The 15,123-nt window shown below is 73.3% G+C and carries 14 protein-coding genes; 10 read left to right on the plus strand and 4 right to left on the minus strand.

All coding sequences use genetic code 11. The annotated features are described in order from the left end of the window. Positions 1 to 28 precede the first annotated feature (28 nt). Positions 29 to 1,498: a phytoene desaturase family protein gene (gene crtI, locus ACYVLT_RS16260; protein WP_461121013.1), complete on the minus strand. Its 1,470-nt coding sequence runs from the start codon at positions 1,496 to 1,498 to the stop codon at positions 29 to 31. 12 nt (positions 1,499 to 1,510) lie between these two features. After that, positions 1,511 to 2,611, minus strand: a complete 1,101-nt coding sequence (locus ACYVLT_RS16265) for a polyprenyl synthetase family protein (RefSeq protein WP_461121014.1) — start codon at positions 2,609 to 2,611, stop codon at positions 1,511 to 1,513. Positions 2,612 to 2,759: 148 nt separating this feature from the next. Between ACYVLT_RS16265 and ACYVLT_RS16270 the strand changes: the two genes are divergently transcribed. The 5 genes from ACYVLT_RS16270 (at position 2,760) to ACYVLT_RS16290 (ending at position 6,906) form a co-directional block, all read left to right on the plus strand. Further along, a complete protein-coding gene (locus ACYVLT_RS16270) occupies positions 2,760 to 3,686 on the plus strand; it encodes a phytoene/squalene synthase family protein (RefSeq protein ID WP_461121015.1) in 927 nt (308 codons plus the stop codon). A gap of 15 nt (positions 3,687 to 3,701) precedes the next feature. Beyond that, positions 3,702 to 4,664 carry a DUF5914 domain-containing protein gene (locus ACYVLT_RS16275; protein WP_461121016.1) on the plus strand — a complete coding sequence of 321 codons (963 nt, stop codon included), beginning with the start codon at positions 3,702 to 3,704 and terminating at the stop codon, positions 4,662 to 4,664. 82 nt (positions 4,665 to 4,746) lie between these two features. After that, entirely contained in the window at positions 4,747 to 5,031 is a 285-nt protein-coding gene (locus ACYVLT_RS16280; RefSeq protein ID WP_461121017.1) for a WhiB family transcriptional regulator, read from the plus strand. An 11-nt stretch (positions 5,032 to 5,042) separates the two neighbouring features. Next, on the plus strand, positions 5,043 to 5,909 hold the full coding sequence (locus tag ACYVLT_RS16285) for a MerR family transcriptional regulator (protein ID WP_461121018.1): 867 nt from the start codon (positions 5,043 to 5,045) through the stop codon (positions 5,907 to 5,909). A gap of 52 nt (positions 5,910 to 5,961) precedes the next feature. After that, positions 5,962 to 6,906 carry a phosphotransferase family protein gene (locus tag ACYVLT_RS16290; RefSeq protein ID WP_461121019.1) on the plus strand — a complete coding sequence of 315 codons (945 nt, stop codon included), beginning with the start codon at positions 5,962 to 5,964 and terminating at the stop codon, positions 6,904 to 6,906. Positions 6,907 to 6,915: 9 nt separating this feature from the next. On the opposite strand, the gene ACYVLT_RS16295 is transcribed toward ACYVLT_RS16290, so the two are convergent. Then, complete coding sequence (locus tag ACYVLT_RS16295) at positions 6,916 to 8,739, minus strand: NACHT domain-containing protein (protein WP_461121020.1); 1,824 nt, start codon at positions 8,737 to 8,739, stop codon at positions 6,916 to 6,918. 88 nt (positions 8,740 to 8,827) lie between these two features. Here ACYVLT_RS16295 and ACYVLT_RS16300 point away from each other — a divergent pair, with 88 nt between their 5' ends. Beyond that, the gene (locus ACYVLT_RS16300; protein ID WP_461121021.1) at positions 8,828 to 9,028 is read left to right on the plus strand and encodes a hypothetical protein; all 201 of its coding nucleotides are present in this window, start codon (positions 8,828 to 8,830) and stop codon (positions 9,026 to 9,028) included. Positions 9,029 to 9,064: 36 nt separating this feature from the next. Next, a complete protein-coding gene (locus ACYVLT_RS16305; RefSeq protein WP_461121022.1) occupies positions 9,065 to 9,625 on the plus strand; it encodes an EF-hand domain-containing protein in 561 nt (186 codons plus the stop codon). 27 nt (positions 9,626 to 9,652) lie between these two features. On the opposite strand, the gene ACYVLT_RS16310 is transcribed toward ACYVLT_RS16305, so the two are convergent. Next, complete coding sequence (locus ACYVLT_RS16310; RefSeq protein WP_461121023.1) at positions 9,653 to 10,639, minus strand: hypothetical protein; 987 nt, start codon at positions 10,637 to 10,639, stop codon at positions 9,653 to 9,655. Positions 10,640 to 10,709: 70 nt separating this feature from the next. On the opposite strand from ACYVLT_RS16310, the gene ACYVLT_RS16315 reads away from it, so the two are divergent. From ACYVLT_RS16315 to ACYVLT_RS16325, 3 genes are all read left to right on the plus strand, one after another. Then, the gene (locus tag ACYVLT_RS16315) at positions 10,710 to 11,189 is read left to right on the plus strand and encodes a MarR family winged helix-turn-helix transcriptional regulator (protein ID WP_461121024.1); all 480 of its coding nucleotides are present in this window, start codon (positions 10,710 to 10,712) and stop codon (positions 11,187 to 11,189) included. Between the two features lie 67 nt (positions 11,190 to 11,256). After that, complete coding sequence (locus tag ACYVLT_RS16320; protein ID WP_461121025.1) at positions 11,257 to 11,406, plus strand: DUF1905 domain-containing protein; 150 nt, start codon at positions 11,257 to 11,259, stop codon at positions 11,404 to 11,406. Positions 11,407 to 11,552: 146 nt separating this feature from the next. After that, positions 11,553 to 15,077 carry a S8 family peptidase gene (locus ACYVLT_RS16325; protein ID WP_461121026.1) on the plus strand — a complete coding sequence of 1,175 codons (3,525 nt, stop codon included), beginning with the start codon at positions 11,553 to 11,555 and terminating at the stop codon, positions 15,075 to 15,077. Positions 15,078 to 15,123: the final 46 nt, after the last annotated feature.

A 15,123-nucleotide genomic window follows, 5' to 3' on the forward strand; every position in this document is an offset into this window, starting at 1 on the left:
ACTCCGACGACCGCTGCCGGCGGGTCGTTCAGCGGCGCCGGAGCCGTTCGGCGGCGAGCCTGCCGGAGATGAGCACCGGCGGGATGCCGACGCCGGGGGTGGTGCCGCTGCCGGCGAGCACGACGTTGCCGTCGCGGAACGGCAGGTTGCGCGGCCGGAACGGGCCGGTCTGGGTGAAGGTGTGGGCCGCCGAGAACGGGGTGCCGGCGGCTTGGCCGGACCGCGCCCAGTCCTCGGGCGTCACCACGGACAGGATCTCGACGTCGGGGTCCACCAGCTTGCGGGCGACGAGCTCGCCGACGACCTCCGCGGCGTAGCGGTGCCCCACGGCGTCCCACCGGATCGGTGCGGCGTCCAGGTTCGGGCACGGTGCCAGCAGGTACTGCAGGTGCCGCCCCGCCGGGGCCAGTCCCGGGTCGCTGAGGGTCGGTGTGGTGAGCAGCAGGGACGGATCGCTCATCAGCCGGCCCCGGCTGATGATCTCGTCGAACGTGCCCTCCCACGCCGTGCCGAACGAGATGGTGTGGTGGGCCAGCCCGTCGACCACCCGCCCGGCGCCGAGGTGCACCACCACCGCCGACGGCGACCACCGCAGTGGCCGCGGGCGCCGTGGTCTGCCGTGCAGCAACCGCGTGCTCTGGGCCGGGCCGGTCGCGAGCACGACGGCGTCGCACGGGAAGCGGTCGGTCGTGGTGCGGACCGCGGTCACCCGCGCTCCGGCGCGGTCGAGCGCGACCACCTCGGCGTCGTAGTGGAACCGGACGCCGGCGGCGGACGCGGCGTCGGCGAGGGCCTGGGGCACCGCGCGCATGCCGCCGCGCGGGAACCAGACGCCGGCGATCGTGTCCATGTAGGCGATCACGGCGTAGGCGGCGAGCGCGTCGGTGGGCGACACCCCGGCGTACAGGGCCTGGAACGTGAAGACGCGGCGGAGCCGGTCGTCGCGGAGGAACCGGCCCACCGCCCCCGCCAGGGAGCGGAAGCCGCCCAACCGCGCGAGGGCGACGAGGTCGGGGCCGAGCAGGTCGAGCGGCGAGTCGAAGCTCGCGCCGATGAACCGGTCGCGCTCGACCTGGTACAGCCGGGTCAGCCAGGCGCGCAGTCGGCGGTAGCCCTCGGCTTCGCGGTCGCCGGCGAACCCGGCGACCGCCGCCTCCATCGCGGCGGCGTCGGTGTGCACGTCGAGCCCGCTGCCGTCGGCGAACTCGGCCCGGTAGGCCGGGTGCAGTGGCAGCAGGTCCAGGTGGTCGGCGAGTCGCGCACCCACCGCCGCGAACGCGTCTTCGAGCAGTTCAGGCATGGTCAGCACGGTCGGTCCGGTGTCGATGCGGTGCCCGGCCAGGTCCAGCCTGCCCGCCAGACCACCGGGGTGGCCGTGCCGCTCCAGCACCGTCACCTCGTGCCCGGCCCCGCGCAGGTGCAGCGCGGCGGACAGGCCGGACAGCCCGGCGCCGATCACCACGACCGAGTCGGTGCGGCCCTTCACCACGTGTGCCACGGCGTCCCCCGGTCAGTCGCGGCGGCGGACGGCCTTGGCCGCCAGCTGCTTCAGGTGCGTGCGGGCGACCTCGTCGACGGCCGCCCGGTCGAGTGCGGCCAGACCGCTCTCGGTCAGCGTCTCGATGTGCTCCTCGACGGCCTCCACGGCGCCGTGGTCGACCAGCAGCGCCCGCGCGGTGGCCACGGTCCGATCCGTCATGGGCACGCCGCTGAGGCAGCGGAGCAGCACCCGCGCGCCGGCGCGGTCGCCCGACGCGGTGGCCCGGGCGATCGCGATCGCCATCAACGGGGTGCGCTTGCCCTCGCGCAGGTCCTCGCCGACGGGTTTGCCGGTCACGGCGGGGTCGCCGAACATGCCGATCAGGTCGTCGCGCAGCTGGAACGCCACGCCGATGTCGCGGCCGAACACGCGCAGGCACTCGATCACGTCGGCCGGTGCGCCGGCGAGCGCGGCGCCGAGGTGCAGCGGGCGTTCGACGGTGTAGGCGGCGGTCTTCAGCGCCGCCACCCGCAACGCGCTCTCCAGCGACCCGTCCCGGCTCGCGGTCGCGCGCAGGTCGAGGTGCTGACCGGCCATCATCTCCGTCCGCATCCGCTGCCACGGCTGCCACGCGCGGTGCAGCGCGTCGGCCGGCAGCCCGGCCGTGACCAGCGCGTCGTCGGCCCAGGCCAGCGCGAGGTCGCCGACCAGGATCGCGGTGGAGTCACCGTAGCGGCGGGCACTGCCCGACCACCGCGAGCGCCGGTGCCGCGCGGCGAACGCCTCGTGCACGGCCGGCCTGCCGCGCCGGGTCGCCGAACGGTCCATCACGTCGTCGTGCACCAGCGCACAACACTGCAACAGCTCCAACGCCACCAGCGCGCGCACGACGGCCTCGGCCGTGTCGCCGCGCACCTCACCGCCCGAGGCGCGCCAGCCCCACCACGCGAACGCGGGCCGGATCCGCTTGCCGCGGGCCAGGACCAGCGCGCGCACCTCCTCGACGAGGTCCCGTGCGGCGTCGACCTCCGGACGGGCGCGGAAGAAGTCGTCCAGCGCCGAGGCGTACCGCGCCGGGAACGAGTCGTGCGTCGCGGGCGCGCGGGTGTCCACGCCGGCCGTCAGCGACATCGTCGCCCCCCTTGAGCAGCGGTTCGGATCTGAACGGTTCGAGCTAAGCAGCGCCGCTCCGGCTCTGCACAACGAGCGCGCTGGTCGTGCAGGGCGGCACGGGCCGACTTAGCGTGAGGGGGTGCCATCGCGGGAAGGACGCTCACGCATGTCCGCAGACCGGGAACTGGATGCCGCGGGTATCACCGACCCGCGGCTCCGCGACGCCTATCGGCGGTGTCGCGAGCTCAACGCCCGACACGGCCGCACGTACTTCCTGGCGACGAGGATGCTCAGCCAGGAGCAACGGCCGGCCGTCCACGCGCTGTACGGGTTCGCCCGTCGGGTCGACGACATCGTCGACGACGTCCACAGCGGACCGTCGCGCAAGACCGAGGGCCTCGCGGCGGTCGACGCGCTCCTCGACTCCGCCCTGGCACGCGGCACGAGCGCCGACCCGGTCGTCGCGGCGTTGCTGGACACCGTGCGCCGGTACGACATCCCCACCGCGCACTTCCACGACTTCATGGCGTCCATGCGGATGGACCTGACCGTCACCGACTACGCGACGCGCGCCGAGCTGGCCCGGTACGTGCACGGCTCGGCGGCGGTCATCGGCCTCCAGGTGCTGCCGGTGCTCGGGACGGTCGTGCCGAGGCAGGAGGCGGAACCCGCCGCCGCCGCGCTCGGGATCGCCTTCCAGCTCACCAACTTCATCCGCGACGTCGGGGAGGACCTCGACCGCGACCGGGTGTACCTGCCCGCCGACGAGCTGGCCGCGTTCGGCGTCGACCGCGAGCGGCTGCGGTGGGCGCGGGGCGCGGGCCGGGTGGACGACCGGATCCGGGCGGCGCTGCGCGACCAGGTCCACCGCACCCGCGAGGTCTACGCGCGGGCGTGGCCCGGGATCGCGATGCTCGCCCCGCGTTCGAGGCCCTGCGTGAGCACCGCGTACCGGCTCTACGGCCGGATCCTCGACCTGGTCGAGGAATCCGGCTTCGACGTGCTGTCCCGCCGCGTCGCGGTGTCCAACGGCAGGCGGCTCGCGGTCGCGCTGCCCGCGTTCGCCCGGGCCGTGCTCGCCCGCACGGCCTGATCCCGGAGGAGTGACATGCCCGACCGCTTGCCGCTGCGCAGGTTCAGCAGTCCCGCCTGGTCGCAGCAGGAACCGACGTGGCGGGACGCGAAGCCCGCGCTCATCGAGGCGGCGCTGAAACGCGCCACCGCCCGACCCTCCGGCAACTGGTTCGTGGTCGGTGCGAGCCGCGATGTCGTGCGCGGCAAGCCCTTCGGCCGCACGGTCGCCGGTCGCGAGGTGGTGCTCTGGCGCGGACCCGGTGACGTGCTGGTGGCCGGTCCCGGCTCGTGCCCGCACCTGGGCGCACCGCTGTGTGACGGTGCGGTGACCGACGGCAGGCTGGTCTGCCGCTGGCACGGCCTCGCGCTGGGCGGCGAGCGGTTCGGCACGTGGAGCCCGTTCCCCGCGCACGACGACGGCGTGCTCGCGTGGGTGCGGCTGGACGACGTGGGCGGCGAGGAACCGCTGCCCGAGCCGGTGCTGCCCGAACGCCCGGCCGGGGCGGCGCTCGACGCGGTCGCGACCCTGGTCGGCCGCTGCGACCCGGAGGACGTGATCGCCAACCGGCTCGACCCGTGGCACGGCGCGTGGTTCCACCCCTACTCGTTCGCCAACCTCCGCGTGCTGGAGACGCCCACCGAGGAGCACGACCGGTTCCTGGTCGAGGTGACGTTCCGGCTCGTCGGCCGGCTCGGCGTGCCGGTGACCGCCGAGTTCACCTGCCCCGAACCGCGCACGGTGGTGATGCGCATCGTCTCCGGCGAAGGGCAGGGCAGCGTGGTCGAGACCCACGCCACGCCGCTGGCCGACGGGCGGACGGCCGTCGTCGAGGCGACCATCGCGCAGTCGGATCGGCGCGGGTTCGCGCTGGTCAGGCGAGTTGCGCCGGTGTTGCGACCCGCGATGCGGCGGGCTGCCGCGCGGCTGTGGCGCGACGACCTGGCCTACGCCGAACGCCGGTACGCCCTGCGGTCCAAGGGCACCTATCCCGGCTGAGACGAAGCTCAAGTTGAAACGGTTCTGAGTCGATTTTAGGATGGGGTCCGTCACCGTTGTCGACTCGCAGAGGACGCGCGCCATGCCTGAGCTCTCCCGCCTGCCCCGCCCCGTCGCCGAGTCCTGGGACTGGCAGCTCTCCGGTCTGTGCCGCGGCATGGACAGCACCTACTTCTTCCACACGCCCAACGAGCGCGGCTCCGCCCGTGAGCAGCGCGAAGCCATGGCCAAAGCCATCTGCCAACGGTGCCCGGTGATGCGTCAGTGCCGCGAGCACGCGCTCGAAGTGCACGAGACGTTCGGCATCTGGGGAGGCCTGGGTGAGAGCGAACTGCGGGCTATGCTCTCCGAACGCGCCAGGAAGTGAGCCCGTAGTCGATGAGCTGGACACCCCGCGCGGTCGCGGCGATGCTCGGCATCTCGCCGACCACGCTGCGCACGTGGGACATGCGTTACGGGCTGGGACCGTCCGACCGCACCGCCGGCGGTCACCGCCGCTACCGCGACGATGAGGTCGACCAGTTGCGGCGGATGGTCGCGCTGACCGCGCAGGGCGTCGCACCCGCCGACGCCGCCCGTCAGTCGCGGCAGCCCGTGCCGGTCCCGGCGCGGCCGGCCAGGCCCGAACTCACCGCCGCCGCGGCCCGTTCCGCCCGGCGCGGGTTCCTGACCGCCGCCGACCGGCTCGACGAGCCGCGGGTGCGTCGACTGGCGGCCGACCTGATCACCGCGCACGGTGTCGTGGCCGCCTGGCAGGCGGTGCTCGCGCCGTTCCTCGTAGAGCTGGGTGACCGCGTGCACCAGCGCGGCGCCGGGGTCGAGGTCGAGCACCTGGCGAGCGCCGGCCTGCTGCACGCGCTGCGCGCCGTGTCCTACCCGGACCGCGACGGCGTGCTGGCCGCGTTGCTGTCGTGCGCACCGGAAGAGCAGCACACGCTGCCGCTGGAAGCGCTCGGCGCCGCACTGTCCGAGCAGGACCGCCTGTGGCGCAGCCTCGGCGCCCGCGTGCCGTCGACGGCGTTGCGGGACGCGCTGGACCGCCTGCGCCCGGCCGTGGTCGTGATCTGGGCGCACCACGCCGACTTCGCCGCCGCCGTGCCGATCGAGGACCTGCGCCGGAGCACCGACGCGGTGCTGGTGGCCGCGGGCCCAGGCTGGGAGGGGCTCGCGCTGTCCGCGTCCGTGCGGCGGCCGGCCACCCTGCTCGACGCCGTCCGCCTGGTCCTGGACCCGATCCGCGGCTAGGCGGTCGGGAAATCCAGGTGCGGGCGCGGGGCAGGGCGGGTGTACTCCCGCCATGGTCGAATACCGCCAGCGCCACGCCGACGAGTGGCTCGCACACTTCGCCCGTCGCGGCCACCGCGCCCCGCGCCCCGTCGGCGCCGGCGTCGAGGGTGCCGTCTACCGACTCGAAGAGGGCCTCGTCGCCAAGGTGTGGAGCGGCCGGCCGCCGGCCGACCTCGACCTCTCCCGCCGGGTCTACGCGGACATCGCACGCCACCCGCTGCCCTTCGCCACGCCGGAGATCCTCGACACCGAGGTCGTCGACGGCGTGCTCGTGACCTACGAGCGCGAGCTGACCGGATCGCCCTTCCGCGCCGAGCCGGTGACGACCTCCGCCGAACCCGACCTGTCCGCCACCGAGACCACCGCACTCCTGACGGTCCTGCGCGCCCTCGCCACCGTCCCGGGCACCGAGGCGATGCGCGACCTCACCGTGCAGGGCGACGACCGCCCCCTCTGGCGGGGCCAGGCGCGCTTCCCCGACGCGCTCGCCGCCCTCGTCCGGCGCGCCACCCGCCGGCACGGCGACGTGCTCGCCGCCCACGTCCCGGGTCTCCCCGGTGCGGTGGAACGGGTCGTCGACTCCCTCGCGGCCCTGCCCGACGCACCGGTCACCGCCATCCACGGTGACCTCGTGCCGCCCAACATCCACGTGGACGACGCCGGCCGTCCCACCGCGGTCCTCGACTTCGGCTTCTTCACCACCGCCGGCGACCCCGCGTTCGAGGCCGCCGTCACCGCCGCCGTCTGGGACATGTACGGACCGCGCGCCGAACACCACGCCGCCACCCTGACCGCCCTGTTCGCCGTGGAACTCGGCTACCCGGCCGAGACCCTCGCGCTCTACCAGGCCGTCTACGCGCTCACCACCTACGACCTGTTCTCCCCGGACGGCAGCGACGGCCACTTCCACTGGTGTGCCGCCCTGCTCCGGCGGAATCCGGTGGTGCGCGCTTAGCCGACCTGCCTACGTGTCGCTGTCCCGGGAACGTGCGGCGGCCAGCTCCTGCCGCACCCGCGGGCTGGATCGTCGGCTGAAGTGCTCCAGGAGCACACGCGTCCGCACCGGGTCGATGAGGGAGGCGGCCCGGATGCTCGCGGCGGCCTCCGCGTCGGTGAACTCGCGGGTCCGGGCGAGCTCGATGAGCAGGTCCAGGACGAACCCGCCGGCGCCCGCGAGGTGGTGCGCCTCGTCGAGGCCGGTGGGCGGCAGGAGCCGCCGCGCCTCGTCACCGATCCGGTCCCGGAGCGGTGGCGGCACGGGGATGTTCGCGACGCACGCCGCCGCGAGCAGCCAGAGGTCGCGGCGGTGCACGTCCGCCGCTTCCGCGCGTTCGACCAGGCCGGTCAGCAGGTCGGTGGCGACGGGTTCGTCGGCCAGCTCCGCGGTCATGATGACGACGTCGTGGTAGGTCGGGTTGTGCGCGTTGAGGACCAGGTGCTTGACGTGGTGCTGCTTGATGATCTCGACCGCGGCGAAGTAGTCCTGGAACGACGACAGGGAGAACTCCAGCTCCAGGCTGTCGGGCCCGGACCGCCGCATGATCCCGGTCTGCTCGACCACGTCGTGGAGGACGTCGAGCGGCTTGGCGCGGTGGTACGAGTGGGGCGGGTCGGCAGTCGTCCGCTCGACCATCGTCAACGCCGTGGTCGCGGGGATCGAGTCCTGGCCGTTGAGGACCATCCACAGCGCGATCCGGCCCAGCAGCGGTTGGGAGACCGACCGCGGTAGCTGCCAGGAACGTTCGGAACGGAACCCCCGCAACTGGTCGCGCCGTTCGAGCAGGAGGCTCAAACCCGTCTCGTACAACGCGTGCCGGGTGGAGGGCAGGGAGGTGCGGTGGTCGGCGTGGATGGCGCAGAGGACTCCGCACAGCAGGGGTGAGGTCGCGAGGCTGCTCAGGTCACGCCGTGCGGCCACCTCTTCCTTGAGCTCGGTGGCGCTCTCGCTCCACTCGGGTATGCCCATCGCCCGGTGCCAGTTGTCGATGAAGCCGTTGACCTGGCGGCGGTTCATCGGTTCCAGGCGGGCGGTGGCGAACCCGAGACCGCGCAGCTCCTTGCGCCACGCCTCCGGCACGGCGGCGGGCCGTGCGGTGACGACGAAGCCCACGTCCGGGTAGAAGTCGATCAGGTTCCGGACCCAGGCGAGGACCGAGCCGCGGTGCACCTCGCGCACCTCGTCGATGCCGTCGACCAGGACCAGCGCGCGACCGCTCTCCAGCAAGCGGGAGACCCACGTCCCGGGCTTCGCCGAGACGAGCGGCCGGGCGACCGCGGCCACGAAGTCCTCCGGCTCGGGCAGCGCCAACCTGTCGTCCCGCACGAACGACCGCAGCTTCAGCAGGAAGGGCACCGGGCCGGGCGAGCCGGCCACCTCCCCGGCGGCCTCCTCGGACAGCTCGCCGCGCAGCGCCCGGATCGCCAGCTTGCGCAGGACCGTCGACTTGCCGGTGCCGGCCGAGCCCTCCAACAGCAGCCGACGGCGGCCGGCCAAGGCGTCGTCGACACGCAACCCGCCGCGCTCCGCCGCCAGATCGGTCAGCGAGAGCTCCACGTACGCCTCGGTGAGCCGGAAGGTCTCCGCCCACTCCCGGGTGCGACCGAAGAAGACCACCCGGTTGAGGTTCTCGTGGATCCCTCGGCGGTAGACGTCCTCGAACGCCTTCGCCCGGTGCGTCGACTCGGCCGAGTCCGCGAACACCACGTTGCCGTACAGGGTGCCGACCTGCACGACGTTGTCGGCGGTGCCGGAGAAGTCGTTGCTCGACGACGCGCCGGGCTCCGACATGCGGCCTCCAGAATTCACCTTCGGTCCGGACGCGACGAGTCGCCGAGGTCCGGGATCCTGGTCGTGCTGGGATCACTGTAGGTGCGACGTGAGCGGGATGGCGGTATTGGCCTGTGTCGCCCTGGACATCTCCTTCAGCGAGCCGCAATTCTGCGGCGGCGGCACGGTGGACCTCGTTCCGTCGACCTCCGCGGGTCCGGCGGCCGTGACTGTCTGGCACCACCCGATCGAGTCGGCTGGGAACCCGTTCGGATGTTGTTCCACCGCTCCCGACCGCCGCATCCTGTGAGCCGTCCGCGTCAACCACCTCGCGTGCGGAGGATTCGTGCCGGTCAACGAGATGCTCAAAGCCAAGATCCGCCACGGGTTCGCCCACCTGGACGTCGACGGCGACGGGTTGCTCACCGAGCAGGACCACGTCCTGATGGGCAGGCGCTCCGCGGAGGCCCTCGGGCACGCGCCCGGCTCGCCCCAGGAACAGCGCATCATCGACGCCTACCTGCGGATCTGGCACGACCTGCACCTGCCGCACATCCCCGGCGGCGGCGAGGTGATCTCCGGTGAGCAGTTCCTCGCCTCCACCTGCTCGCTCGTCGACGACCCGCACGCCGCGCGGGCCACCGTCGGCGCGGTCGCCGAGGCGTTCCTCGCCATCGCCGACACCGACGTCGACGGCCAAGTGAGCCCCGCCGAGTTCCGGGCGTTCCAACGCGGGCACTTCCCCGGCCTGACCGACGTCGAGGTCGCCGAGGCGTTCGAGCACCTCGACACCGACGGAGACGGCTACCTCAGCGCCGAGGAGTTCACGCGCGCGGGCGTGGAGTTCTGGTCCAGCCCCGACCCGGACGCCCCCGGCAACTGGTGGATGGGCCGACCGGTGGCGTGACCCACCCGCGGGCGACCGGTGCCCGGTTCACCGGCGGATCGCCCGGACCAGCCGGAGCGGCGCCCAGATCAGCAGGGCGAGCACGGCCACCAGCAGGTACTCGATGGCCGGGATGCGCACGACCTCGTCGATCCGGTCGTACCCGCGCCACGCGTAGACACCGAGGGCGGCCACGCCGATCACGGCGGCCGTCCACCACCGCGAGGTCCTGCCCAGCCCGACGCCGTGCAGCTGGGTGATCACGAAGACGCCGACGAACCCGAACAGGAACATCGGCCAGATCCCGTTCGGGCCCGAGTTCATCACCGCGACCAGCGTGCCGTGCAGCGCCACCATCAGCTCCAGCCCGAGCGTCCACCACCGGTTCGTGTGCGCGGTGGTGAACATGAGGCTGCTCTGGAACAGGAGCAGGAACATGTAGAAGAACCCGATGAGGTGCCCGCTGGTGGACTCCATGGGGTGGTACCAGAACGTGTAGATCGCGGCCCAGCTGAACAGGTAACCGTGGTACCGCCGCACGAACGCCACCACGTCGGCCGCGATCGGCGCCCGCCTGCCGAGGAACAGCCCGCGCCGCTTGTTCTCCATCAGCAGCACGGCCACCAGCAGCAGCACGACGGACCCCTGCGAGCTGAAGATCGACACGTCCTGGGCGATTCCGTCGTAGAACACCCAGGTCTGCACGGCGTGCAGCGCGATGAACCCGCCGTTGGCCGCGAGGGCGATGACGTTCACCCGGTGCAGTCCGGTGGTGTAGCGGCGGACCCTCGTCTGCGCGTAGTAGATGAGCGCCCAGGACACGACCTGGTGGGCCACGTACCCGGCCCACGCCGACGCGCGTGTCCAGAAGGTCGGCTCGGGCAGTTTCCAGTAGTACCAAGAGGCGCCCTGGTCGGGGAGCAGGACCGTCCCGTGCAGCGCCTGCCCGACCGACCACACCAGACCGGTGAGCACGAGGCTGCCCACCACGCCCCACAGCAGCAGTCGATGGCGACCACACGCAACGTTCAGCATGCTGAGCATTATGGCGAACGCTCAGCATGCTGAACGATTGCGCCCCCGGCCGCTCTGCGAAGATGGTCCGGTGGGCCGCGGGGACGAGCAGGAGGTGTCGCACCGACCGGACCAGGTGCGCGCCGACGTCGACTCCTGGCCGACCGGTCGGCTGCTGTCGGTCGCCGCGCGGGTCGTGGAGAGCCGGTTCGACGAGGTGCTGAACGCGCTGGGCCTGACGCACGCGGGCCTGATCGCGCTGCACCACCTCGCCGACGGGCCGCTCGCCCAGCGCGAGCTGGCGACGCTGTGCCGGGTGACCGACCAGACGATGAGCCGCACCATCGAGCGGCTGAACCGCTCCGGCCACGTCACCCGCGGCTCCGACGCCCACGACCGCCGCCGGACCCTGGCCGAGATCACCCCGACCGGCCGCGACGTCCTGGCCGCCGCCCGCCGTGAGGAGCAGGAGTCCGAGTCGTTGCTCGGCGCGGTCGACGACTACGACCACTTCCGCCGCCAGCTGATCACCCTGATCACCGTCGCCACCCGACGGACGCCGCCAGGCTGAGGACGTTCGCGGTCCACCTCCCACCACACCCGGCGACCAGTTCGCTCCCCGTGCGATGCTCCGGCCCGTGCTCGGCGCGAGCGCGTGGTCCACGTCGATCTTCCCGGACGCCGGGCGGGGCTGTTACGTGCTGCCGGTGAAGCGTTCGGTCCGCGAGGCCGAGCACCTCGTGGTGGGTGACGTCGTGAAGGTCGGCGTCGAGGTCGTCCTGTCCTGAACATGTGATCCCAGTGGCAACCTTTGGCGCTCTTCGAGCGTCGTGAGTGTTGTGCGAGCCGGACATCGGGGGCCGGCGACAACTGGGAGGGCACGACTTTGCGTCGACACACAGGCACGGCGGCGGTCGCCGTGCTACTGGCGGCCGTGATCGCGGTTCCCGCGACCGCGGATCCGTCGTCGGAGGAGCCGGGAGCGGCGGCGGTGACGCGGTTCGTCACGCTCGTCACGGGGGACAAGGTGGTCGTCCAGAACGACCGGGTCGCGGGCGTGCGGATGGCCGAGGGGCGTGAGCACGTCCGGACCTGGCAGTACCGGAGCAAGGGCCGCGACCACGTGGTGCCGCTGGACGCCCTGCCGCTGCTGCGCGACGACCGGCTGGACGCCCGGCTCTTCGACGTGACCGGGCTGCTGGAACAGCACTACGACGACGCACACGAGCCCGTCGTCCCGACCCTGGTCGGCGGCACGGGCCAGGCCCAGGCCCAGGCCGACCCGTTGGGACGCCTGGGCCTCGTCAAGCGCGACATCCCCAAGTCCGAGGCGGCCCTCGAGTGGCGCGCCCTCTCGGGCGCCCGTACCGCGCAGGCGGGCAAGGTGTGGCTGAACGGCCGCGTCCGGCCCACGCTGGACCGCAGCGTGACCCAGGTCGGCGCGCCGAAGGCGTGGCAGGCGGGCCTGCGCGGCGACGGCGTGAAGGTCGCCGTGCTGGACACCGGGTACGACGGCGGCCACCCGGAGCTGAGGTCCCAGGTGGACGCCGCGGCGGACTTCACCGGCGAAGGCGACGCGGCCGTCGACCTGGACGGCCACGGCACGCACGTCGCGAGCACGATCGCGGGCGTCGGCGACCGGTACACCGGCGTCGCACCCGGCGCGCGGCTGCTGGTCGGCAAGGTGCTCGGTCGCAACGGCGGTCGTGAGGACTGGGTGCTCTCCGGCATGCGGTGGGCGGTCGACCAGGGCGCGAAGGTCGTCAACATGAGCCTCGGCGGCGGCGTCAGCGACGGCAACGACCTGATGTCGCACACCGTGAACGTGCTGTCGGAGAGCACGGGTGCGCTGTTCGTCGTCTCCGCGGGCAACGCGGGTGCGGCGAGCACCATCGGCAGCCCCGGCGCGGCCGACCGCGCGCTCACCGTCGGCAGCGTCACCAAGGACGACCGGCTCAGCGCGTTCTCCAGCCGCGGCCCGCGCGTGGGCGACTACGGCCTCAAGCCGGAGATCGCCGCGCCGGGCAGCGACATCGTGGCCGCCAGGGCCGCGGGCACCCGGCCGTCGTCCGCCGTGGACGAGCGGCACGCCCGCCTGTCCGGCACGTCGATGGCCGCGCCGCACGTCGCCGGCGCCGCCGCGATCCTGGCCGGGCAGCACCCCGGCTGGACCGGCGACCAGATCAAGAACGCGCTGGTCGGCAGCGCGCTGCGGCTGCCGGACGTGGACACCCACGCACAAGGCGCGGGTCGGCTGGACGTGGCCCGGGCGACGAGCCAGCCGGTCCGGGTCGAGGGCTTGGCCGGTTTCGGCCAGGTCTGGGGCGAGCAGCGGGTCGAGCGCAAGGTCTCCTACGTCAACGACGGCGACCGCGAGGTGCGGCTGACGATCGAGCCCGAGGTGAACCGGCCGGACCTGGTCGAGGTGGCGCGGACGCTGACCGTGCCCGCGAAGTCTGCGGCGTCGGTCACGGTGACGTTGCGGGCCTCCGCCGCGCCCGACGGCGAGGTGACCGGCGCGCTGGTGGCGCGCGGCGGCGACGTCGTGCTGACCACGCCGTTGACCGCGAACCTGATGGGTGAGGCGAACGCGCTGAGCGTCCGCGCGACGGCCCGTGAGGGCGATGTCGTGCGCTCGCTGTACGTGGTGACCAACGAGCGGACCGGGTGGTCGGCCGACATGGTGGTGTGGGACGGCGTCGAGGCGTACTTCACCGTGCCCGCGGGCGACTACCGGGTCACCGGCATCACGCAGGACACCAGCGGCGCGATGGCGTTGTTCGCCGAGCGCGCCACGGTGGCCGGCACCACCGAGCTGGTGGTGGACGCCAAGCGCGCCGAGCGGGTCGTCGCGTCGATCGACGACCCGGACGCCCGTGCGGGCTACGGCGGCGCCACCGCGATCGTGTCCGATGTGGACCAGGACGGCCCGCTGCCCGCGGACCTGGTGTCGATCACCGGCACGCCGGACGACGACGCGTCGGTCTACTCGATCGGCGGCCCGACCATGCCGGGCCTGGACCTGTTGCAGTTCAGCTACTTCACCCCGCCGCACGCCACCGTCGGGGTGACCGGCGACGGCGGCTTCGAGCTCGACTCGGCGACGGCGACCTGGCCGCTGGGCTTCGAGGGGCGGCTCACCGCGCGGCTGGTCGACATCGGCCTGGGCGACCCCGACCCGGCCGTCGACCTGACCGGGGCGATCGTCCTGGTGGCACCGCCGAACTGGGACGACGCGCCGTGGGACGGGCAGCAGGTGCTGCGCGCGATCGAGGCGGCGAAGGCCAGGGGCGCGAAGGCGGCGCTGAGCTACATCGGTCCGCCCGCCGCGCCGGCCCTCCCCACGGTGTCGATCTTCGACACCAGGGAGATCGACGCGGTGCGTGAGCTAATGCGCCAACGGCCGGTCGAGGTGTCGTTGCTGTCCCGCGCGGGCAGCCCGTCGGCGTACTTCCTGGCCGACCGGGTGACCGGCGCGGTGCCCGCGGGCCACGAGTTCCGGTACCGGCGCGACGGGCTGGGCAGCGTCGAGCGGCAGCTGGTGGACACCAGGACGCCGGGGAGCTACCGGTTCCACTACGGCTTCTGGACGATGGGCGGCCTGACGGCGCTGGCCGAGGTGGAGACGGTCTGGCCGCAGCGCCGGACCGACTACGCGAGCCCCGGCGCGGCGCTCGGCATGGCCGCGGCGGCGGGCTTCGACGGCACCGTCGACTTCGGGTTCGAGACCACCGTCCCGGTGGTGCTGGGCGCGGGGGAGCGGCGGACGTCCCGGGTGTTCGGCGCCCCGTTCGGACCGGAGCTGACCACGCCGCCGACGAGCAGGCAGGACGGCCGGCCGCTGCCGTGGGCCTACCGGGAGGGCGACCGGGTGGTGCTCTCGATCCCGATGTTCGCCGACAGCGACCCCGGCAACACCGCGCAGTTCGACCCCACCAACCAGGGCACGACCACGTTGGTGCGCGGCGGGAGGCAGGTCGGCCGGAGCGACGTGCCCGGTATCGGCACGTTCGACGTGACGTCGGGCACCTACAAGCTGTCGGTGGACGCGCGGCGACCCGTCGCGGAGGCCGCGCTCGACCCCGCGCTGTCCACCCGGACGAGCGCGGAGTGGACGTTCCACACCACCAAGGGCGGTGGCCGGAAGGCCTTGCCGTTGCTGGACGTCCGCTTCGGCCTGCCGCTGGACGACCACAACCGGGCGGCGGCCGGTGAGCCGTTGACCGGCAAGGTGACGGTCGCCCACCAGCCCGGCGCGCCCGCGTTGCGGGCGAGGGTGCAGAAGGTCGAGGTGTCGTTCGACGACGGCAGGACCTGGCGGCGGGCCGACCTGTCCCACGACGAGGTGACCATCCCGGCGGGCGCCTCGGGTGGCTACGTGTCGCTGCGCGCGAGCGCGGTCGACCTGGCGGGCAACGCGGTGACCGAGACGATCATCCGCGCCTACGCCCTGCGCTGAGACGTCTATCCGGCGCCGAGACGCCGACCGGGGGCGGGTGCCGAAC

The organism is Saccharothrix stipae (genome assembly GCF_054781895.1).